19 protein-coding genes and 2 pseudogenes are annotated in these 21,434 nt (G+C 63.0%); 15 read left to right on the forward strand and 6 right to left on the reverse strand.

What is annotated here, in order from left to right; translation table 11 throughout:
- Positions 1-14 precede the first annotated feature (14 nt).
- The 8 genes from CFB41_RS17385 (at position 15) to CFB41_RS17420 (ending at position 10,156) form a co-directional block, all read left to right on the forward strand.
- Entirely contained in the window at positions 15-1,493 is a 1,479-nt protein-coding gene (locus tag CFB41_RS17385; RefSeq protein ID WP_089457264.1) for an FAD-dependent oxidoreductase, read from the forward strand.
- On the forward strand, positions 1,494-2,183 hold the full coding sequence (locus CFB41_RS17390) for a c-type cytochrome (RefSeq protein WP_089457265.1): 690 nt from the start codon (positions 1,494-1,496) through the stop codon (positions 2,181-2,183).
- Positions 2,184-2,355: 172 nt separating this feature from the next.
- On the forward strand, positions 2,356-3,486 hold the full coding sequence (locus tag CFB41_RS17395; protein WP_069250420.1) for a trans-acting enoyl reductase family protein: 1,131 nt from the start codon (positions 2,356-2,358) through the stop codon (positions 3,484-3,486).
- Positions 3,487-3,528: 42 nt separating this feature from the next.
- Entirely contained in the window at positions 3,529-5,082 is a 1,554-nt protein-coding gene (locus CFB41_RS17400) for an AMP-binding protein (RefSeq protein WP_069250421.1), read from the forward strand.
- A 25-nt stretch (positions 5,083-5,107) separates the two neighbouring features.
- Entirely contained in the window at positions 5,108-6,349 is a 1,242-nt protein-coding gene (locus tag CFB41_RS17405) for a thiolase family protein (RefSeq protein WP_089457266.1), read from the forward strand.
- Positions 6,350-6,360: 11 nt separating this feature from the next.
- Positions 6,361-7,857, forward strand: coding sequence for an FAD-binding oxidoreductase (locus CFB41_RS17410; RefSeq protein WP_089448358.1), 1,497 nt, complete (start codon positions 6,361-6,363; stop codon positions 7,855-7,857).
- A 154-nt stretch (positions 7,858-8,011) separates the two neighbouring features.
- Positions 8,012-8,686 (forward strand): TetR/AcrR family transcriptional regulator, encoded by a 675-nt coding sequence (locus CFB41_RS17415; RefSeq protein ID WP_179250080.1) that lies wholly within the window; start codon positions 8,012-8,014, stop codon positions 8,684-8,686.
- Positions 8,687-8,866: 180 nt separating this feature from the next.
- Entirely contained in the window at positions 8,867-10,156 is a 1,290-nt protein-coding gene (locus tag CFB41_RS17420; RefSeq protein WP_089457268.1) for an acyl-CoA dehydrogenase family protein, read from the forward strand.
- 72 nt (positions 10,157-10,228) lie between these two features.
- Here the strand turns inward: CFB41_RS17420 and hchA are convergent, their stop codons facing one another.
- Positions 10,229-11,110 (reverse strand): glyoxalase III HchA, encoded by an 882-nt coding sequence (gene hchA, locus CFB41_RS17425; RefSeq protein ID WP_069250425.1) that lies wholly within the window; start codon positions 11,108-11,110, stop codon positions 10,229-10,231.
- A 357-nt stretch (positions 11,111-11,467) separates the two neighbouring features.
- Between hchA and CFB41_RS17430 the strand changes: the two are divergent.
- The 3 genes and pseudogenes from CFB41_RS17430 to CFB41_RS17440 all read left to right on the forward strand — a co-directional run.
- Positions 11,468-12,487 (forward strand): annotated as a pseudogene (locus CFB41_RS17430) (AMP-binding protein); the annotation flags it as partial.
- 176 nt (positions 12,488-12,663) lie between these two features.
- The gene (locus tag CFB41_RS17435) at positions 12,664-12,981 is read left to right on the forward strand and encodes a hypothetical protein (protein WP_089457269.1); all 318 of its coding nucleotides are present in this window, start codon (positions 12,664-12,666) and stop codon (positions 12,979-12,981) included.
- 162 nt (positions 12,982-13,143) lie between these two features.
- Positions 13,144-13,404: a transcriptional regulator gene (locus CFB41_RS17440; RefSeq protein ID WP_089446798.1), complete on the forward strand. Its 261-nt coding sequence runs from the start codon at positions 13,144-13,146 to the stop codon at positions 13,402-13,404.
- Between the two features lie 271 nt (positions 13,405-13,675).
- Here CFB41_RS17440 and CFB41_RS17450 read toward each other — a convergent pair whose 3' ends face one another.
- Together CFB41_RS17450 and CFB41_RS17455 are read right to left on the reverse strand one after the other, a co-directional pair.
- The gene (locus CFB41_RS17450) at positions 13,676-13,915 is read right to left on the reverse strand and encodes a hypothetical protein (protein WP_089446799.1); all 240 of its coding nucleotides are present in this window, start codon (positions 13,913-13,915) and stop codon (positions 13,676-13,678) included.
- Between the two features lie 68 nt (positions 13,916-13,983).
- The gene (locus CFB41_RS17455; RefSeq protein ID WP_089457270.1) at positions 13,984-14,223 is read right to left on the reverse strand and encodes a hypothetical protein; all 240 of its coding nucleotides are present in this window, start codon (positions 14,221-14,223) and stop codon (positions 13,984-13,986) included.
- A 422-nt stretch (positions 14,224-14,645) separates the two neighbouring features.
- Here CFB41_RS17455 and CFB41_RS38650 point away from each other — a divergent pair.
- A pseudogene (locus CFB41_RS38650) lies at positions 14,646-14,885 on the forward strand (hypothetical protein); the annotation flags it as partial.
- A 258-nt stretch (positions 14,886-15,143) separates the two neighbouring features.
- Here CFB41_RS38650 and CFB41_RS17465 read toward each other — a convergent pair.
- The 3 genes from CFB41_RS17465 to CFB41_RS17475 form a co-directional block, all read right to left on the reverse strand.
- On the reverse strand, positions 15,144-15,392 hold the full coding sequence (locus CFB41_RS17465; protein ID WP_231937873.1) for a hypothetical protein: 249 nt from the start codon (positions 15,390-15,392) through the stop codon (positions 15,144-15,146).
- 128 nt (positions 15,393-15,520) lie between these two features.
- A complete protein-coding gene (locus tag CFB41_RS17470) occupies positions 15,521-15,703 on the reverse strand; it encodes a hypothetical protein (protein WP_069250428.1) in 183 nt (60 codons plus the stop codon).
- Positions 15,704-16,550: 847 nt separating this feature from the next.
- On the reverse strand, positions 16,551-16,901 hold the full coding sequence (locus tag CFB41_RS17475) for a DUF2384 domain-containing protein (RefSeq protein ID WP_069250429.1): 351 nt from the start codon (positions 16,899-16,901) through the stop codon (positions 16,551-16,553).
- A 641-nt stretch (positions 16,902-17,542) separates the two neighbouring features.
- Between CFB41_RS17475 and CFB41_RS38180 the strand changes: the two genes are divergently transcribed.
- The 3 genes from CFB41_RS38180 (at position 17,543) to CFB41_RS17485 (ending at position 21,401) form a co-directional block, all read left to right on the forward strand.
- Positions 17,543-17,719 (forward strand): hypothetical protein, encoded by a 177-nt coding sequence (locus tag CFB41_RS38180; RefSeq protein WP_179250082.1) that lies wholly within the window; start codon positions 17,543-17,545, stop codon positions 17,717-17,719.
- 1,160 nt (positions 17,720-18,879) lie between these two features.
- Entirely contained in the window at positions 18,880-20,418 is a 1,539-nt protein-coding gene (locus tag CFB41_RS17480) for a phenylacetate--CoA ligase family protein (protein WP_144029944.1), read from the forward strand.
- Positions 20,415-21,401 carry an NAD(P)-dependent oxidoreductase gene (locus tag CFB41_RS17485; RefSeq protein ID WP_179250084.1) on the forward strand — a complete coding sequence of 329 codons (987 nt, stop codon included), beginning with the start codon at positions 20,415-20,417 and terminating at the stop codon, positions 21,399-21,401. Before CFB41_RS17480 ends, CFB41_RS17485 begins: the two co-directional genes overlap by 4 nt.
- Positions 21,402-21,434: the final 33 nt, after the last annotated feature.

A 21,434-nucleotide genomic window follows, 5' to 3' on the forward strand; every position in this document is an offset into this window, starting at 1 on the left:
ATGGAGTACGCAAGATGAATCGCAAGCACAAGCCGGACACGCAGGCCCGGCGGCAAATACTGCGCGTCGCGGCCGTGGGCGCCGCATCGCTCGCGGCCGGAGACATGTCGTTCGCGGAAAGCACGGCGCCGGCTTCGGCGGAGCGCGGCGTGTTCGATGTCGTCATCATCGGGGCCGGGCTCGCCGGGTTGACCGCCGCACGCGACCTGAAGCGCGCCGGTTGCGAATCGTTCGTCGTCGTCGAGGCGCGCGACCGCGTCGGCGGCCGAACTTTCAACCACGATCTCGGGCACGGTGTCGTGTCGGAAGCCGGCGGCCAGTGGATCGGCCCCGGCCAGACGGCGATCGCCGATCTCGCACGCGAACTCGGCGTCGATACGTTTCCGACGTTCTATGAAGGCAAGACGGTCGTGCTCGCCGGCGACACGCGCGTCGCGCAGGATTTCCACGGCGGCTCGGGCGGCGACGATGCGATCGGCGCGAAGCTCGGCGCGCTCGCGCGCGGCGTGCCGTCCCGCGAACCGTGGACGGCGCAGCACGCGGCCGAGCTCGACAAGCTGACCTACGGCGACTGGCTGCTGCGACAGGGCGTGACCTACGAAGACGGTTACTTCCTCGGCCTCGCGGCGAAGCTGTCGCTCGGCGGCGCGCCCGCGCAGCTCGGGCTGCTGCATTACCTGTCGATCATCAACAGCGCGGAGTGCGACTACGCGAAGCTCGAATCGATCAAGGGCGGCGCGCAGGAAACGCGCTTCGTCGGCGGTTCGCAGGTGTTGAGCCTGCGGATGGCGGGCGAGCTCGGCACGAAGGTGCGGCTGTCGTGCCCGGTGCGCAGGATCTCGGGCTGGGATCGCGACATCGTCGACGTGCAGACCGATCGCGGCGTGATCCGCGCGCGGCGCGTGATCGTCGCGCTGAATCCGGCGCTTTGCGAGCAGATCGCGTTCGATCCACCGCTGCCCGCCGGTCGCGCACAGCTGCAGCGCAACTGGCCCGCGAACGCGCCGATGCGCAAGACGGTGCACGTGTACGACCGCCCGTTCTGGCGCGACGATGGCTACAACGGCCAGATCTTCGAGGTCGGCGGCCCGGTCTTCATGGCGTACGACAACTCGCCGCCGGACGGCTCGGTCGGCGTGCTCGCCGCATTCGTCGCGCCGGGCGCGCTGCCGTCCGAGCCGAAGGCCGCCGAGCGAACGCTGTCGGCCGTGTTCGCGCGCGCGCTCGGCGACAAGGCGCTGCATCCGACTCAGTTCCACGACTACGACTGGGGCCGCGTCGATCCATGGACGCTGCAGTGCATCCATCCGCTGCCGCCCGGCTTCTGGACGAAATGGGGCAAGTTCCTGCGCCCGGAGGCCGGCCGACTGATCTGGTCGGGAACCGAAACGGCCGACCTGTGGGCCGGCGCGATGGACGGTGCGGTGCGCTCCGGGCACCGCGCGGCGCTGCAGGCGCTCGGCAAGCTGGCCGGCCGCGGCAAGGAGGCGTGAATGAAACGAACCTGGATGATCGGCACCGCACTCGTGATCGCGGGCGTCGCGACGGCCGGCACGCTGTACGGCCCCGACCTGGTCGACGGAATGCGTTACGAGAAGGCGATGGCCGCGATCGGCGGCGCGGACAACGCGAACGGCGGCGCGTGGCCGCAGCCGCAGGAGACGTGTGCGTTCTGCCACGGCACGCACGGACAGTCGCGCAACGCGTGGTATCCGTCGCTGTCGGGGCAGCCCGCGACCTACATCGCCGCGCAGCTGCGTGCGTTCGCGAGCGACGAGCGTCGCAATGCGTACATGGGGCCGCTTGCGCGTGAACTCGACGGCCCGAAGATCGACGCGCTCGCGACCTATTTCGCGCGGCAGGCGCCCGAGCGCAACGAAGCGGTACCGGCGGACGAGGCGCTCGCGCAGCGCGGGAGGGCACTGGTCACCGCACGAAGCTGCCAGGCGTGCCACGGCGCGGCATTGACGGGCAAGGATCACATGCCGCGCCTCGCGGGCCAGGGGCAGCAATACCTCGAGACGCAGCTGGCGGCATTCCGCTCGGGCCAGCGCCGCGATCCGACCGGCGCAATGAACGGCATGGCCGCGACGCTGTCCGGTGACGACACACGGGCCATTGCACACTACCTGGCCAGCCTGTCGCCGGACGGCGCGGGTGGTGCGGGGAGTACGGCCCGATGATGCGGACGGCGCGCCGGGGCCGGGAATACCCTGTCTTTTTCTTCGCTGTTTACTTTGTCATAGTGACCTAAGATCGGTAATGTGTTCTACAAAGAAGTACCCGAATGTGAAGCGGCAGTAGCGGCCGTTCGGCCGAACCGGTTTTCAACAACTCACGTTTCAGGAGACAACCATGGCTAAGCACCCCGTCGTCGTATATGGCGCAAGCGGTTACACCGGCATGTTGATCATGGACTGGCTGATCGATCAGAACATCCCGTTCACCGCGGTCGCGCGCAACGCGGGCCGCGCGAAGGAAATGATGGCGCAGCGTGTCGTGCGCCTCGAATCGGCGGAATACGAAATCATCGAGGCGGAGCACAACGTCGATGCGCTCGTGAAGGCGTTTCGCGGCGCGAAGGTGGTGTGCAATACAGTCGGGCCGTTCTCGAGCTTCGGGCTCGTCGGCGTCGAGGCCGCGCTGAAGGCCGGCTGCCACCATCTCGACACGACCGGCGAGCAGTCGTATATCCGCGAGGTGCGCGACCAGTTCGGCGAGCTGTATCGCCAGGCCGGCCTGCTGGTGTCGTCGTCGAACGCGTACATGTACACGTTTGCCGAGATCGCCGCCGAACTCGCGCTCGAAACGCCGGGCATCGATGCGCTGGAGACTGCCACGCTGACGCGCGGCCCGCGCAACGCGGCTGGCGTGAGCATCGGTTCGACCGCGACGATCTTCGACGGCGTGCGCCACGAGTCCTGTTACCTGTGGGAGAAGAAGCTCGTCCCGCATACGGCCGATGCGTCGTTCACCGTCGCGACGCCCGAGTTCATGCAGCCGGTGTTCTGCCTGCCGTGGGGCGGCACGTCGCTGCCCGTCTACTTCGAGCGCGATCCGCGCGTGCGCAGCTGCATCTCGTGCGTGGGCTTCTACGACAACAACGTGATGAAGCTGGTGCACCAGTTCGGGCAGAAGTGGGAAGCCGAATACAAGCACCTGCCGCGCGAGCATCAGGACGCGGTGCTGAAGCAGGTCGTCGATTCGACCACGCCGACGATGCCGCCGCGCGAGCGCACGACGATCCAGCGCAGCGTCGACGTCGCGATCGGCCGCGGCCAGCTCGCGTCGGTGCGCGCGACCGTGCACGGCATCACGCCGTACATCTCGACCGGCGCGATCCATGCGGCGGGCGCGCTCAAGCTGCTCGACGGCGAGTTCGCGCGCGCCGGCTTCGCGTCGGGCTCGAAGGCGTTCGGCCATCGCTACATGCTCGGCTTCCTCGAACAGCGCGGGCTCGCGCGCGCCACGGTCACGCAACTGTGACGGCCGCCGCGTTGCCGGTACAGATTCAACGGGACATGTGAAATGGCCATTATCGATTTCTACGACCGCGGGTGGCGCATCAATCCCGACGGCATCGCGTACATCCAGGACGAGCGCAGCTATACGTTCCAGGAGATCGGCGAGCTGTCGTGCCGCATCGCGAACGGGCTGCTCGCCGCAGGCTTCGCGAAGGAAGCGAAGGCGGCGGTGTGGGCGGACAACGACGTGACCGGCTGGAGCTGCGCGCTCGGCATGTGGCGCGCGGGGCTCGCGTACATCCCGGTCAACGGCCGCAATGCGCCGGCCGAGAACCAGTACGTGCTCGACGCGTTCGACTGCGAGGTGCTGTTCTTCCACCATGCGTTCGCGGATGCGATCGACGCGCTGCGGCCGAGCCTGCCGAAAGTGCGGCTGTGGGTGTGCATCGACGCCGACCTGCCGTGGGCGCCGTCGCTCGCGACGTGGAGCGAAGGGCAGCCGGCCACGCCGCCGGCCGTCGACTACGCGATGGACGACGTCGTCACGCTGTCGGCCACCGGCGGCACGACCGGCTTGCCGAAGGGCGTGATGAACACGCACCGCTCGTTCCAGACGTATTTCGCGAACTTCATGATCGCGATGTCGTACGGCGCGGAGCGGTCGGTGAACCTCGCCGCGGCGCCGATGACGCACACCGCCGGCATGATGTCGCTGCCGTGCACCGCGCGCGGCGGCACGGTCGTCGTGCTGCCGAAGCCCGATCCCGCGCTGCTGCTCGGCGCGATCGTCAAGCACCGCGTGACCGAGTTTTTCCTGCCGCCGACCGTGATCTACCGGCTCCTCGACATCCCCGGCATCGACAAGGTCGACTTCTCGTCGCTGCGCTACTTCCTGTACGGCGCCGCGCCGATGTCGGTCGAGAAGCTCAAGCGCGCGATCGACGTATTCGGCCCGGTGATGACGGGCGGCTACGGCCAGACCGAGGCGCCCGCGTCGATCTCGTACCTGACGCCGGCCGAACATTTCATCGACGGAAAGCTGGCGCCGGACGAACGGCTGGCGTCGGTCGGCCGCCCGAATCCGCTCGTGCGCGTCGAGATCGTCGGCGAACGCGGGGACGTGCTGAAGCAGGGCGAGACCGGCGAGATCTGCGTGCGCGGCGACCTCGTGATGAAGGGTTACTACCGCGCGCCGGACAAGACGGCCGAGACGATCGTCGACGGCTGGCTGCACACTGGCGACATCGGCCATCTCGACCGGGAGGGCTACCTGCACATCACCGACCGCAAGAAGGACATGATCATCAGCGGCGGCTTCAACGTGTATCCGAGCGAAGTCGAGCAGGTGATCTGGTCGCACCCGGCGGTGCAGGACTGCGCGGTGATCGGCGTGCCCGACGAAAAGTGGGGCGAAGCCGTGAAGGCCGTGGTCGAGCTCAATGCGGGCCAGCACGTGAGTGCCGACGAACTCATCGCGCTGTGCAAGGCGCAACTCGGCTCGGTGAAGGCGCCGAAGAGCGTGGACTTCATCGCCGCGCTGCCGCGCAGCACGGCCGGCAAGGTGCTGAAGAAGGACCTGCGCGAACAGTACTGGCAGGGCCAGCAACGCAGGATTTGATCCGCATCGACAGGGATTCCAGACGATGAGCAACATCTACATCGCCGGCATTGCGATGACCGTGTTCGGCAAGCACCCCGACCGCAGCGTCGACGACCTCGCGCGCGAGGCACTGCAGCGCGCGTTGCGCGACGCCGGCTGCCATGCGGATGCGATCCGCGCGGCGTTCTACTCCGGCATCACCAACGGCGCGTTGCAGAGGCAGCTGTCGATTCCCGGCCAGGTCGTGTTCGGCAAGATCGGCCTCGACGGCATTCCGATGTTCAACGTCGAGAACGCGTGCGCGTCCGGCAGCACGGCCGTGCACCTCGCGGTGCGCGAGCTGCAGGCCGGCGCTTGCGACGTGGCGCTCGCGCTCGGCGCGGAAAAGATGAACGTCGCGGACAAGGCGAAATCGTTCGCGCTGTTCGAGGCCGGCTGGGACGTCGCGCGCGTCGACGAGAACTTCGCGACGCTCGCGCGGCTCGGCGAAGGGATCGAGCCGCCGCCCGGCTCCGAATCCGAGCGGCCGTACAGCCGCTTCATGAAGATCTACGCGGCGCTGTGCCGGCATCACATGCACACGTACGGCACGACGCAGCGGCAGATCGCGGCCGTGTCCGCGAAGAACCACGCGCATTCGGTGCACAACCCGTACTCGCAGTTCCGTCAGTCGTTCACGATCGACGAGGTGCTCGCGGCGCCGCCGATCACGTATCCGATCACGCTGCCGATGTGCGCACCGCTGTCGGACGGCGCGGCCGCGGCGATTCTTTGTACCGAGGAAGGGCTCAAGCGCATCGGCGCCGATCGCAGCCGCTGCATCCGGATCGCAGCGAGCGTGATGCGCAGCTTCACGCGTCGCCGCCTCGACGAGCCGCACAAGCACATCGGCCGGCTCGCCGCGCTGCAGGCATACGAGCAGGCGGGCGTCGGCCCGGAGGACATGGACGTCGCCGAAGTGCACGACGCGTCGGCGATGGGCGAGATCATCCAGGCCGAGAACCTCGGCTTCGTGCCGTTCGGCGAAGGCGGCCCGGCCGCCGAGCGCGGCGAGTTCACGCTCGGCGGGCGGATTCCGATCAACACGTCGGGCGGGCTCGAATCGAAGGGTCATCCGCTCGGCGCGACCGGCATCGGCCAGCTTTACGAACTGGTCACCCAGTTGCGCGGGGAGGCCGGGGCGCGTCAGGTGCAAGGCGCGCGCCATGCGATCCAGGAGAACGGTGGCGGCCTGCAGGGCATCGAGGAGGCCGCGCTGGCGATTCACATACTCCGCAAGGACTGATGGAGACGGACATGAGCGGCGCATACGGTGCGGGGACGGCCGGGCAGACGGGACCGGTGGGGCCGGTGGAACGGCCGGCGGCAGCGCGTACGGCGGGCGGCGTCGGCGCGGCGGCGGCGATGCAGACGGCCGGGACGGACCCGGCGGGCCCGCTCGCGCGATGGGGTGAGGAAATCCGCGCGGAGGCCGCGCTGCAGAAGTATCGCGCGATCGGCGGCTGGATCGACGCGCCGGATCGCGCGCAGCCGCCGCTCGAAGGCGACGTGCACGCGGACGTGGTCGTGGTCGGCGCCGGCTTCGCCGGGCTGTCGACCGCGCTGGAGCTGGCGGCGCGCGGCGCGAGCGTCGTCGTGCTCGAACGCGAGTTCGCGGGCTTCGGCGCGAGCGGACGCAACGCCGGCTATCTCGCCGGTGGCCAGGGGCTCGAATACGACCTGTTCGTCAAGCGCGTCGGCCACGAGCAGGCCAGGCGGATCGTCGCTTTCTACGACGAAGGCGTCGCCTATGTCGAGCGCAAGCTCGCCGAATACGCGATCGATTGCGACTACCGCGCGTCGGGCATCCTCCGCGCGGGCGTGCATCCGTCGCAGGAGAAGCGCCTGCGCGAAAGCATGAAAACCGGCATCGAACTCGGCTCGCCCGCGCAGTTTCTCGACGGCGCGGCGATGCGCGCGCGCGGCATTCCGCCGGCCTTCCTGTTCGGCGCATACGTGCCGGGTGGCGGCACGCTCGATCCCGGCAAGTACGTGGCGGGGTTGCGGCGCGCGGCGTTGGCGGCCGGCGTGAAGCTCTACGAGAACACCGCGGTGCTCGGCTTCGACGAAGGCCCGACCGTGCGCGTGCGTACCGCGTGCGGCAGCGCGAGCGCGCCGGTGGCGGTGCTCGCGACCAACGCATACACGCCGCAACTCGGCCTGCTCGGCGACAAGGTGATGCCGCTGCGCGTATCGGCGCTCGAAACCGAGTCGCTGTCCGATGCACAGCTCGACGCGCTGGGCTGGCCGAACCGCGAAGGCATCGTGACGTCGCACCTGACGATGGAAAGCCATCGCCTCACCGCGCGCAACACGCTGTTGCTGACGACCAAGCGGCTGCACTACGTGTACGGCTCGCAGACGCCGAACGTGCGGGACGACGATGCGTATCGCGCACTCGCGAAGACGCTGCACGCACGCTTTCCGCAACTGGGCAACGTGCCGGTGCGCGCATGCTGGAGCGGCTACATCTCGTTCGCCGGCGACGCGTTGCCGGTGGTCGGCGCGGCCGGCGCGCACCGCAACGTGTTCTACACGGCCGGTTGTTCGGGACATGGTGTCGGCACGCAGTCGCTGATCGGGCGCGTGCTGGCCGAGCGCATTCACGACGGACAATCGACGTTGCTCGATGCGCTGACGCACAGGACGCCTACCGTGCCACCCGAGCCGCTGCGATGGTGTGCGATGACCGCGGCGCTCGGCGTCGCGAACCTGCTCGACGCACGCGTGAACCGCAAGGTGAAGCCGATGTAGCGATGCATGCGCGCGGCGCGGGAGCGCGGATCCAGCCGGACCGCCTGGCGGCTCGATGGAAAATGAGGCTCGCATCGGGTATAGTCGTTTGCGCTCCGTAAGGTACGGAGCGTCCATTCGACGAAGCCGAAACGCCATCTTCACGACGAACACGATGACAGTGTCCAACGAGCAGCGCAGCACGAGAAAGCGGCGCACTTCGACTGCCGCTGCAGCAGCGAGCAACCCCGACGGTCTGCGGGCGCAAGGCCTGCGCACGCGCAACACGATCATTCGCGTCGCGCGCAAGCTGCTGCTCGAAGGCGGCCCGCTGGAATTCTCGCAGCGCGCGGTCGCCGCCGCAGCAGGCATCAGCGTCAGCAATCTGCAGTACTACTTCCCGACGCGGATCGCCGTGCTGCGGGCCGTCATCGAGCCGGTCATCGTCACGTATCTCGAGGACATGAAGCGCGCGCTCGGCAGCGATGCGTCGCCGCGCGACGTGTTGGACGAGATGCTCCAGCGTTCGATCTCCGATGCGAAGGATGCGAAGTACAACGCACTGTTCCGGCATTTCCTGTCGTTCGCGGCCACCGATCCCGAGTGCTTCAAGCTTTACGACGAGTGGTACGCGACGCTTACGCGAGACCTCGCGCAACTGCTGCGTGCGGTCAATCCCGCATTCAGCGCGGCCGACAGCCGGCATGCTGCGACGATGCTGATCGCGCTCGCCGACGGTCTCGCGATGCAGTACGGCACCGGGCGCCAGACACAGGCGCTCGACGCGTATTTCGCCGCGACGTCACGCGCGATCGCATACGGCACGCTGGCGGCACCGGCCGGAAAATAGCGAATAGCGCCGCGCTGCGCACGGCAAACGGCGTGTGAACGGACAGGGGAATACCCTGTCTTTTTTTTGCTTCCTGTATTTGTCATGATGACCTATGTTTGGTATGTATTACTAGATATGGGCAGCCGGGCGTATCTGCTGCCCTGGTCGACATGACTGGAGTCCAGGAGGAGAACGGAAATGATTCGTCTGAACAAGTCCGCGGCGTTGCCGCTGGTCGGCTTGACCGGCTTCGAGACGCCGCTGAGCGAAGAGGAAGGCGCGATCCAGCACACGGTTCACCGCTTTGCGCGCGACGTGCTGCGACCGATCGGGCGCGAGCTCGACCGGATGACGCCGGAGGAGGTGATCGCGCCTGGTTCGCCGTACTGGGCCGCGATCGTCGAGAGCGCGAAGCTCGGTCTCGATCCGCAGTTGATCGCGCAGTTTCCGCCGGAAACCGCGGTGCGCATCGAGTCGCTGATCGGCGAGGAGCTGGGCTGGGGCGACGCGGGGCTGGCCGTGTCGATCGGCGCGGCGACGATGCCGCTGATGATGGCGCATTCGGTCGGCAATCCGGAGCTGGTCGAGATGTGCGCGGGCAAGGTCGGCTGCTGGATGAACACGCAGCCCGATCGCGGCTCCGATGCGGCGATCCTGTATCGGCAGGAACTCGGCGCGAACGGCCGGCAGCCGGTCGGCAACGTGACCGCGAAGGTCGGCGCCGACGAGATCGTGATCAACGGGCAAAGCTCCGCCTGGATCTCGAACGGGTCGGTCGCGCAGGTCGCGCTCGCGTACATGGCCGCCGACTACGGCGACGGGTTCTACGGCGAAGGTAAACGCAGCCAGTTCACCAACGGCATCGCGATGATCCTGCCGCTCGATCTGCCGGGCGTCTCGCGCGGCAAGCCGCTCGACAAGATCGGCCAGCGCTCGCTACCGCAGGGCGAGATCTATTTCGACAACGTGAAGGTGCCGAAGCGTTTCGCGATCGCGCTGAAGGACGACTATCTCGGCAATCTCGCGTCGACCTGGTCGTATGCGGGCACGCACATGTGCCAGGTGTTCGTCGGTGTCGCGCGCGCGGCGTTCGAACTCGCGCTCGCGTATTGCCACGAGCGCAAGCAGGGCGGCGCGCTGTTGATGGATCACCAGATGACGCACCTGCGCATCGGCGAGATGCTGCGCCGGCTGGAGATGGCGCGCGCGATCGCGCGGCGCAGCCTCGCGTTCTCGCGGATGTCGCCGCAGAGTCATCCGTACGCGACCGCGCAGGCCAAGGTCAGCGTGACCGAGGAAGCGATGAAGATCACGCACGAGGCGTTTCAGCTGTTCGGCGGCAACGGCACCACGCGCGAGTTTCCGATCGAGAAGCTGTTCCGCGACGTGCGTTCGGCGCTGATCGAGGATGGCGAGAACTACATCCTCGCGTCGCGTCTCGGCGTGCTGGCCGGCGAGCTTTATCAGAACGGGTGGACGCGCGAGTAAGCGGCGCGTGCCGTCATGCGGCAAGCCGCGCGCCCTGGCAGAACGTCGCCCCGGTGCGCGGCGCGCACGACGTCAGTTCCCCACTTCCTTCAGCAACGCGGCGGCGGCGAGCTTGCCGACACCGTTGGACGCGAGCGGACTGTCGCCCGTGATCAGTTTGCGGTCCTGATGGCAGCGCCCGGTCATGTCCTTGTTCAGCACCTTGGCGCCGAGTTTCTCCAGGCGGTCGGCGACGAGCCATGGCAGCGGGCCCGGCATGTAGCCGATGTCGAGGTTCGGACCGGTGTCGAGCGCGTCGGGAAACACGCAGATCTCGTAGTCCTTGAGCGGGTAGTCTTCCGGGGCCTCGTCGATCGCCGCCGACAACAGGCACGCGGGGCCGTGGCATAGCGTGACGATGTACCGATCGTTGTCGAGCGCCCACTTGAGCGTTCGTTTGACGTCTTTGCTGTGCGGAATGCCGGCGAGCGCGCCATGGCCGCCGGGAATGAACACAGCGATGTACGGCGAATCGGCGCCGAGGTGGTTCTCGAGCACGTCGGACAGCTTCAGCGGCGTCTTGAGCTTCTGTAGATATTTCCGGTACGTGCCTTGCACCGCTTCGTCGTCCTTCGGCATCGCCCACAGCTCGAGCTTCGCCGGATTGCCGGAGAGCGTCGCGACATCGATCTCGAAGCCGGCCTTGTCCATGTGATGCATCGGCAGCAGCATCTCGACCGGATGATTGCCGGTCGAGAACATCTTGCCGTTCGTCATCAGGACGTAGCGCTCGTCGGTCGCGATCATCAGGACCTTCCACTTGCCGCCGGTGTACGGATTCGGGTAGTCCGCGCCGTCGAAATCGGTCTTCGACGACGTGTATTGCGACAGCGAATACGGCGACGGAAAGAACGCGTTGTTCTCGGCGGGATCGGGGGCGGGCGTTCGGTCCGTCTGCGTCGTGTCAGAAGTCATGGCTGCTCCTTGTTCGGGGATGGGTTCGGGGGTGACGGCATGGGTTCGCCGGCGGCCGGTCTCGATGCGCATGGCGGAACCAGCCGCGCCGGCCTTCCGTTCATGCCTCGTCGTGTGGACGGGGACCCGACGACGAGGATCCGCGCCGCGATGAATCCTACAACGCCGCGTTGCGGCGAACGCCCCCCCGAACAGGTGGGTCGCGCGCCGCGGCCCCCGCGATGTTCGTACGAAAGGCCGAACGCCCGGCCGTTCCGCCGGCGTCCCTCCCCCTGAACAGGGGGGGCGCGAAACCCGACCCGTCCGGTATCGTGACCGCAATCGCGACGACCGGCCAGGTCGCTTATGGAGGCATTCATGAATTCGTCATACCCGCTTCCGGACGATGAGGCGGCTCCGGCCGCGCATGCGTATCCGCTGCTGATCAAGCAACTGCTACATGCGCCGCTCGCGACGCGGCCCGAGCAGGAGATCGTGAACGGCGACCGGGTCCGGCACGACTACTGGACGTTTCGCCATCGCATCGGTCAGCTCGCGAGCGGACTCACGGCGCTCGGTGTGGATACCGGCGACGTCGTGGCCATGATGGACTGGGACAGCCATCGCTACCTCGAGTGCTATCACGCGATTCCGATGATGGGCGCGGTGCTGATGACGGCCAACGTGCGGCTGTCTTCCGATCAGTTGCTGTACACGCTCAACCATTCGGGCGCGCGTGTTCTGTTCGTGCACCGCGATTTCCTGCCGCTGCTGGCGGGCATGCGCGACCGGTTGACCGCGGTGACGCACTTCGTGCTGATCGCCGACGGCGACGACGTCGACTTGCCCGATGGCTTCGCCGACGAATACGAGCGGCTCGTCGCGGCCGGCTCGCCCGATTTCTCGTTTCCCGATTTCGACGAGCAGACCCGCGTGACGACGTTCTATACGACGGGCACCACCGGGCTACCGAACGCGGTCGCGTTCACGCATCGCCAGCTGGTGCTGCACACGCTGGCCGGCATGGCCGCGTTGTCGAGCGCTCGCGATCGCGGGCGCGTGCATCGCGACGACGTCTACATGCCGATCACGCCGATGTTCCACGTGCATGCGTGGGGCATGCCGTATATCGCGACTGCGCTCGGCCTCAAGCAGGTCTATCGGGGGCGCTATTCGCCGGAAGGCTTGCTCGCGCTGATCGCGCGCGAAGCGGTGACGTATTCGCACTGCGTGCCGACGCTGCTCGCGATGATTCTCGACAGCCGGGCGTCGGCTGCGACGGACCTGTCGTCGTGGAAAGTGATCGTCGGCGGCTCGCCGTTGCCGGAAGGACTGGCACGGGCGGCGCTCGCGCGGCATCGAGGTCTGCACACCGGATACGGAATGTCGGAAACGTGCTGCGGAATCGGCCGATCGAATGTCATGGTGACGTAGGCAGCCAACGACTGCTGATGGCCAGCTGTTGCCTGCCGCAGCGACGCACGGCATTTGATTCGACGAATGAGCGCTTCGGTCACGACTCTCATGGTCGCAACGGGACTACACTGGGGACGCTATAGCAGGAGGAGACAGCGATGACAAACTCTGACTCCCAAAGTACCTTCCAGGGGCTGCCGTTAACCGCGGAGCAGGACGCGGAAGTGAAACACTACATAAAGGTCCGAACCAGGCGTGGCCTGCCATGGGACACGCCGGAGCTGAGCGCGATGCTCAAGGACACGCTGCTACCCCCGGGTGACGGCAACAGCGATGTCGACTCCCTGGAAGACGAAACTAAAGCGGCCGCCGGGCGCGCAACGGCGTCGGTTGACGAAGCGATGGACCCTGTCGAGGCGAGCGAGGAGCGGAATGCGGCCATGGAGTCGGAAAGCATGAAAGGACCCAGACGATAAAACCGCAGGCGATGACGCTTGCTTCCCGGTAGCGCCGTATGAGGGGGATCGTGAGGTATTCCGCGTGAGTTCGGTGTGCATGATTTCAACGCTCGAACGCGTGCCGTCGGCCCCGTGACATCGAGCCGCGCGACATCTCCGCTGAACACGAGGGGGCCGGATATGCGGCTGATCGAATCGGATGAACACAGGGACTTTCTGGCGACCTTGGAGCGCCGTGGCTTGGCAGAGGGCGATTTCGATCTTCAGGAAACGGATACGACCGACCCGAAGGGTGATGAGAACCTCGGTCTACAAGGCTATGTCACCATCACCAGGCTCTCGACGCAGATTACGAAGGAATACGTGATCGGCGACGAAAGCGACTGGCTACAGCATTTCAGGAAAGATCTTGAAGCGGGTGCCTTCGATCGACTGGATTGATATCCCGACGCGACGCGCCGCACTCGGGAGGAAGTTCGGCACACGAGAGTCGCGGACTTCGAGGATGCGGAACGCATGCGGCCCGCTCTGGCGATGATGAGCCCGTTAGAGGGCGTGCTTGCTGCCTTGGTCTGTGGCCCTCCAAGGATGGCCATCCTCTCGACCGACCTTCGACACCGCGTCAGCCTGCTTTGGCAGCAGCATGTATTGCCGTCGGCCTCGATCCCGGCGACGCCCTGATCGCTCGGGCGGCTGGCGTGCCACCCGAATTTCAATTCATCGACGCGGGGAGATCGTCGGCCAAATGCGCGTCGAGCCATTCGAGCGCCCAGTTTTTCGCAAAGGCAATCGCATCCTCGCGAACGTCGAAGCCAGCCAGATCTCCGCTCAGTTGAACGTCGCACTCACTGCCGTCTGCACGATCGATGCTGATCCGCACGTGTGCCATGTATTCCCCGTCGGCCCTGCGCGGTGTCGGGTCGACATGGAATCGGGTTGGGTCGACTTGCATTTTCCTTCCTCCTTCAGTTGCTGCGGGGCCCGTGGCCACCGCGAAGTGTATCGTCGCGACCAGAACAGTCAAAGCTTGAGGAGTGCCATGACCTGGCCTGCTTCCTGGTCCGATTCGCAGCTCGCCATTCCGCCTTTGCGCAACAGCGCGCGAATCGAGAAAAACATCAGGAAGGCATCCTCATCGATTTCATGACGACGATCGAGAATGACGCCGTCCATCTCGGCACGAGCGTCATACGGCAGGAACTGTTCGATGACACCAGAACCATCGCGTCGAATCCATTTCAACAAGTCTTTTCTGTTCATATCCAGCCTCCCGACGTTGCCGGTGCGCCATGCGCGAGGCGTGTATGAGTCTTTGGCGGCGCCGCGGACGCAGAAACAGGATGGACCGAGGAAGAGATCAGGACGCGTTATCCAACACGCTCGTGTCCTGTAGACATGCATCGATCAGGCGATTCGCATACGCAGCCGATATGCGGCGCGCTCGTCCGCATTGCGCGGTTTCGATGAGAGGCCCGATCACGTTCGGAGGGGGGGCGCCTTGAGTGGCGCGGGAATCGGTAGCGAGTCAGTCAACAAATCCATCCTACGCCCATTGGCGAACTTGTACAGCGAAAGTTCTGCGCGAACCGCCGCATGGCATGCCGCCCCGATTGGGCGCGGGACCGACCGGCTCAGCCGCGTGTGAACAATCGCCGATACGTGGGGAGATGGTGCCCTGACGGTACCCTCACTTTCAAGCAGGCGCTGTCCGCACGCACAACTACGAAGCTCGTTTCGACGCGCCGGTCAAGGTTTGCCTTCGCGGCACTGACACCACGCTGACCCGGAGCCAGACCTTCAAGCTTGTCGACGGTTCGCCGTTTGTCAGTGCCGGTGACGCACGTCGGGCTTCGCAACGTTATGCAGAAGACATCATCGACCAGAACCAAGGTGAACATTGGATGCTCGACGCAGTACGTTGATGCGGATCTCTGATGTGCAGCAATGCATGGGAACACGCGACAATCGGAGATGCGCGTCCCGAACTGAAATTGGGCAAGCCGACGCCATGCTGCCGGTCAACGGAAAACTCGCGACGAAAAACCAACATTCCTTTCTGTCCAGCGCTCTCAAAGCAGATCAGCGGGTGAGCGGCCGCATTATGCAACTGCCGCGCTACGCACTAATGGGCGTCGTGTTGCCAAGCGACGCTGCGTAACGACCAAGCCGCCGACGCAGGTTCAATCGGTTCCTTGCGTCTTTTCGTGCCCCTGGATTTGTTCTTCTAGCAAAGTGCGCGCGAGCGCTCGAGCGGCGTCGCGCGCTTCCACGTCTGTCGCAAAATCCTCTTCGGTATCGTGTTGCTCAGAGGAGCCTGGATCCTCTCCGATGTGGTGCAAGTGGACGATTCCGCGATAGCGCCCACACATCGTCTTCATCACGCGAAGGCGTGCCACGTGCGTGTGGGTTGTACACACTTCATCATCCATGATGCCTTCCTTGCCAAGCCCCCTGGCGAGACAACGACATAGCCGACTTCATCCGCTCGCCTGCATCGGCGCGTTTGGTCCCCGGCAAACTTCAGTGAGGCGGGGCTATCGCCGGCAGCGCGGAGAAGTCAATGTTTGCGGTGCATCCACCCCAAGTGATGGGAATCCAACCACTGAACGACTTCCATACTTGAATGCTCGCTCCGGTAACGGCGCGCCAACGCGACTGCAACCACCGCGACCACCGCAAAACCAACCACCCAACCAATCATCGACTGAGTCATGACAGCCTCCTTGTGGAATGCAGCCATGACTGAATTCTAGGCGTCTTGGGGGAAGGATTCACAAGTCCTGCGCCACGCCGCGTGGACGAACCGCCTCCACATGCACGATCCTGGGGAAAGTACGCTCGACCTCCGCCTGATCGCTTGCGCCCCATCTCCAAGGATCTGGGGCGCAAGCGATTAAGCAGGTCATACACCGGAAAATGGTCGCGTCGGAAAGCGAACTTCTGCTGTCTCGCCACCAGGATGTCGGCAAGCGCGCGCTCATGCGTCTTGCGAGAGGCTGCGGTTGATCAGCCGCCGGGCCAACAGGCGCCATCCGATAGCTTCGACGCCGCCGACATCCAGAACGGATCGCTGCTCTCAGGTCGCCCGGGCGATAGGGGCGCATGCTCAGTCGAATCCGAGATATCTGTCGCCATGCGTCAGGCGTCGAGGCGGAAATCCTGTTGACGTACGAGCCGCGGTGAGGCCTGACCGTCACGCGGCTCACACATCAAGTGACTATAGAACTGTACTCATTGCGTGAAGCGCTCGAAGCCAAGGCGGCGAGCCTGGCAGCGCAGCATGCGCATCTGCCCGATACAGACGCCGTTCGCGACGCCGTCACCCGATGTTGAGGTCCGCAAACTACCGTTCGTTGTGTGCGAGCCGGTGCGAAATACACACTTTCGCGCGGACATACGGACGAATGGGAGCGAAAAAGAAAATGCCCGCTCATCAAGCGGGCATTTGAGGAGGTGGGGCGAGAACATGCCGCGGAACCACGTCCAAGCCGGTAAGCCCCGCTCCCTGTTTTCTTTTACCGAACATAGGTTGGCCATGACGTGAAAGTAGCCGCTATTTTGCAGATCCGCAACGGATGTACCCGACCCTATCCGGCCGCGCCGGTCTCGAGCGATGTAACGTAACGCAGCAGGTCTTCAGTACGCCCTTCTGAAACGAGCTGCTCAGCAGTCTTGCAATCAAAGGTCGGCAACGGTTCATTGCGATACCAGAAGAGCGCCCTCTGAACGTCGCCGGAGATATCGGTAGCCGCTCGGATGATCCGAAGTGCGTCCCGAAGGAACTTCTGCACGCGTTCAGAGCCCGCCAGTCGGCTCACGGTATTGCGATGGACATGGGCCAGCCGTGAGAGCGTTTGCATATCGATATACAAGGCGGCCGCGAACCGGCGAGCTGAGACGATCGGCGCGCCGCTATCACGGTCCCTCAACAACTCCATGAACTGGTCGAAACCACCGGATGGCGTTGGGTCTTAGTCGACGTTTGGATCCATAGCAGATTGCTCAACGCACACTATATGCACATTTATGGCACATGCTGATCAGTCTGGTTGGATTCTGATGCGCACTTCTGCGCCGATGCTTGTTGCCAAGCGCCGCCGAGACACGTGGTCGGAAGCGGGCAACATCCCGAAGACGACTTTTCTGAGAATTCCCGTGCCCAAGGACACTTTTTCTGAGACGAGCGCCATGCAGTCGTCTCAGAAAAGATGTCCAAGTCCTTGATTCGTATAGGGTGCCAAAGACAACTTTTCTGAGAGCCCACAGCTCGTTGTTGTCTCTCAGAAAAGATGTCCGCAGTCTCAATAAGTTGTCTTTGAATAATTGGCTACCGCTCAGGTGTAAAGGATGCGACCCATATCGACAGGCTGAAAATGATCGGAGAATATTTGGCGATTGGGGAATACGACGCAATATTTGATCGACGTTGTCGCATCGGAGGCACTCATTCGCCATTCCACGTGCGATTGCGCCCACGCAAAAGTATCGATCATGACCGTCAAGCAGCCCCTCGCAGCGAACTGTCACCTGTTCGACCGGTTCATCACCAGCCAAGTTGTGCCGTACAATTCGGCCGCCGATGAAGGGCCTGAGCTACACCACAAAGCAGGGAAAGATGCCAGTGCGCGACGCGACCGAAGCGGGGCAACTGCTCGACAGTGTCGATGTGAGGATGCCGATTGGGCTACGTGACCGCGCGCTGATCGCGTTGATGGTGTTTATGTTCACGCAGATCTGCGCAGCGCTCACGACGTGAGTCGACGACATCTATGTGCAACAGCACTGGCTGTAGGTGCATCTGTACGAAAAATGCGACAAGGCGCCCCCCCGTCTCGTCGCTCCGTGTGTGCAGTGACGAGCAACTCGACGTGATTCCCGAGCAAGTGCGCGTCGTTCAACATCAGCATGTCAAATACGCGTACGTGTGCGGTGGGACCGCGGGCGGCTTGAAGTCACAGACATGAGCGCGCGATTGCGACCGCGATTTCGCTGGCACGGCCACGCAGCTGCCGCCGTGCGACGATTCGCCGACAGCCCGTCGATCACCGAGATAACGTGCCACGGCGACCCGCGCGTCCAGGCCCGTACCAGCTGCGCAGTGCAGCAAGTTCGGCTTCATTCGGGAAGTCGAGAGCCCTGCCGTCGGCGTGAAGGGTCCCGATAACTTCCAGAAGTGGTGCGAGAACCTCGGGGAAGCGTGGGTATGCGGTCCGTTCGAGGGTTGCCATTGCCAATCGGCCGGATCGCAGAGGGTCGCGCAGGTTGGCGTAAGAAAAATCGGGCGGTACTGCGTCAAATGGTAATTAATCCGGCATTTTTTATTACCAAAACATTGGAATGCGGATTTGCGCTTATCTTGTTCACGCCTCCGTATGGGTCTAAGCGAGGCACAACGTTTGTTGATTAAAGATACAAAAAAACACAAAAACCCTTTCTAATTGCTTACACGAATTTTCCGGTGTCATTTAGACTTGGATTCGTCTGATTTTTATTGCCATTGATTGATGAGTGACGGTGTCAACAGGTCCAAAAATGAAATTGTTGAGGTTATGTTGCGAAATTCATGATGTTTGTTGGCGAGACCAATCGTTTTTATCGGAGCGAGATTAAATCTATAAATATAAATTTTCTATCGATAACCTAGGGATCATTTATTGTAAATCGTCCGTATCGCTGCGCTCCTTAATTGTCAAGCGTCCTCGCCATGTGTTGCAAGGTAGAAAAACGGGCAAATGCCTGTCGGACTGATCCTGCTGCGGTCGCGTATAGTGTTTTCTGATTTCAGGTCCCTATTGAGAAGGCGGTGCTTTATTTTCCGGGGCTGGTCTTGCGGTAAAAATATGATGCCTATCATGGTCATTGTCTGTTGCATCCGAGTGCGCGAACGGTTGCCTTAAAAGTAGAGGCAGTCGGCACGTGCTGGATCATGATTTTTTGTTTCAAATCTCTAGAATTGGTTGTTTCGTTCGTTTGTCGTTTGGTGGTTCTGGAAATGATTGGTGCGTCATCGAAAATAAAGCAGTGATTCGGAGCGAGCTCATGGATGGTCTATCAGAAAAACGTATCGATTCGTTGATATATGACACCCAGTCCTATCATGGCGGTATCCCGCAGATTATGCAGCAAGCTGTTTTGAACGAGTACTCGCAGGCCGATACCGCGTTCATGCAGATGGCCGCTCTGTCGCACTGGCAGCAACATCGAGACGCTTTATTGGCGGCGCCCTATGCGCCGATCGAGCGGATCCGTGCACAGCAGCTAACTCAGCTTCGCACTCTCGTCGACTACGCCTTCGCGAACGTCGAGTTCTATCGCAACCTGTACGGTGCTTCCGGATACACGTCAGGGGCGCTCCAAAGCTGGAACGACTTTGCCTTCTTGCCGATCGTCAGCAAGAAGGAGATCATCGAGCAGAAGTTTGGCGCGACTCTGGTCGATGGCGCGGATCGCATCACTGGTTTCAATACAAGGAGTTCAGGATCTAGCGGAGTTCCCATGACGACCTGGCTAGACCAGAGCGATGTGATCCGCGATTTCGCCGAGCAGACGCGCTTTCTACACGAGGCGACGAGAGGCGTGCTGACGCCGCAAGACTGGATCTATACGCTTCACCATGGCGGCTTCTGGTACTCGTCGGTTCTCGGCAAATACCGAGTCTTTCGCTTGATGGACCTAGAACAGGTCGACGGACTGGTCGCTCACTGGAGAAAACTCAGGCCGCGTGTTCTGACGACGTTGCCCTCTTATCTACCGATGTTGGCCTCCATCGGATCGCTCCGCCGCTACGGCATTGAAGCGATAACGACGAATTCCGAAATGAGCAGTCGCGAGGAACGAAGTCGCTATAGCCAACTGTTCGACGTGCCGGTGCTCGACGAATACAGTTCGGAAGAGATCGGGTTCATGGCGACGGAATGCCTGGATGGGAGGCATCACGTCGTCGAGGACGGTGTTTACATGGAAATCGCCGATGCGGACAGTGAGGGCGTCGGTCGCGTCGTTGTGACCGATCTCGGAAACTACCTAATGCCCTTGATCCGATACGATCACGGCGATCTCGCGCGACTTTCGAACGGGTCCTGTCGTTGTGGGCGCAGCTTTCGCGGACTTGATGCTCTACATGGTCGGCGAGACGATGCACTCATCGCGGCCGATGGCCGTTACGTTCCGACCGCATCGGTGATGGCAGCTTGCGATGCGCTCCTCACTGACGAACGTTCCGGTATGAATGAATATCGCTTGATCCAGTGTTCTGCGAACCAGATCGAGCTCCATTACGTCAGGTCGCCGGGTAGTGGAACCGACTCGAGCTCTGCGCTTGCGGCTCTCGAAGACCGGCTGTCTCATCTCATTGGTCATCGTGTTGAGCTTCAGGCTCAGCGCTACGACGCACTACCGGCACTCCCGAGCTATAAACGCAGGATACTGCTCCGGACGTGGGATGGATGCCGATGAGCACGTCTTCATGCACGGCATTTGTGCCGCCACGCGTACTGATGGTAACGGGTGCGTGTTTGCCCGAAGCGGAACGCAGGTTGATCGACGGAAAGTTCGCCGACGTCATCGAGGTCGTATCGCCTCGAGATCCGGAAGACATCTTCTCGCGCGCGGGCAATGTTACCGACTACGTTCTCGGTGGACCGGAGTACATCGATGCTGGCTTCCTCGCCCGCATGCCTGCGCTTCGTCGCATTGCATTGCTTGGAACTGGCATCCCTTCCTTCATCGACGAAGCTGCAACCAGAAAGCGGAGTATCGCAGTCTTCAATACTCCGCACGTCAATGCCGACAGTGTTGCGGAGTTCGCACTAGGCATCATCATCGTCAATGCTGCGGATGTCGTCGCCAGTGCGGATGGCGTGCGGACCGGGAGCTGTTGGCTGCAGACGCCGTGGAGAAAGCTGCAAGACCGGCGAATCGGCATCGTCGGGCTCGGGCACATCGGACAGGCACTGATTGGCCGTCTAGTTGCATTGGGGGCAAGGGAGATTGTCTATGCTAGCCGGACACGTAAGCCTGCGCTGGAGCGGGAGTATGGTGTGCGATCCATTTCCGTGCGCGCGATGGTTGCTGAATGCGATGTCGTAAGTATCCATGTGGGCTATTCGCAGGAAACACATCATATGTTCGATGCAACGATGTTCGCGGCATGCCGTCCCGATTTGCGCCTGCACTGCTTTTCGAACCCCCGAACCATTGATCCGAAAGCGGCACGCTGCGCGTTGGAAAAGGGGCATGTGGGCCATATCTATATGGATGGGTACTATCGGGAATGGACGTACAACGTCGGAAAAGAACAGGATAGCGAAGGACTGTTGACGCTTCCCTATTCTAAATTTACTGCAACTTCTCATTTGGCGGCGCAATCGATTGACGCTATTAATCGGCAATTGACGATGGCGTTGCGTCAACTGATTGGCGATCTTCAAAACGAATAATCGTTTCTGATCCAGCTTCAAAAATTTGAAATT

The sequence above is a fragment of the Burkholderia sp. AU33803 genome (genome assembly GCF_002223095.1).
Lineage (GTDB): Bacteria > Pseudomonadota > Gammaproteobacteria > Burkholderiales > Burkholderiaceae > Burkholderia.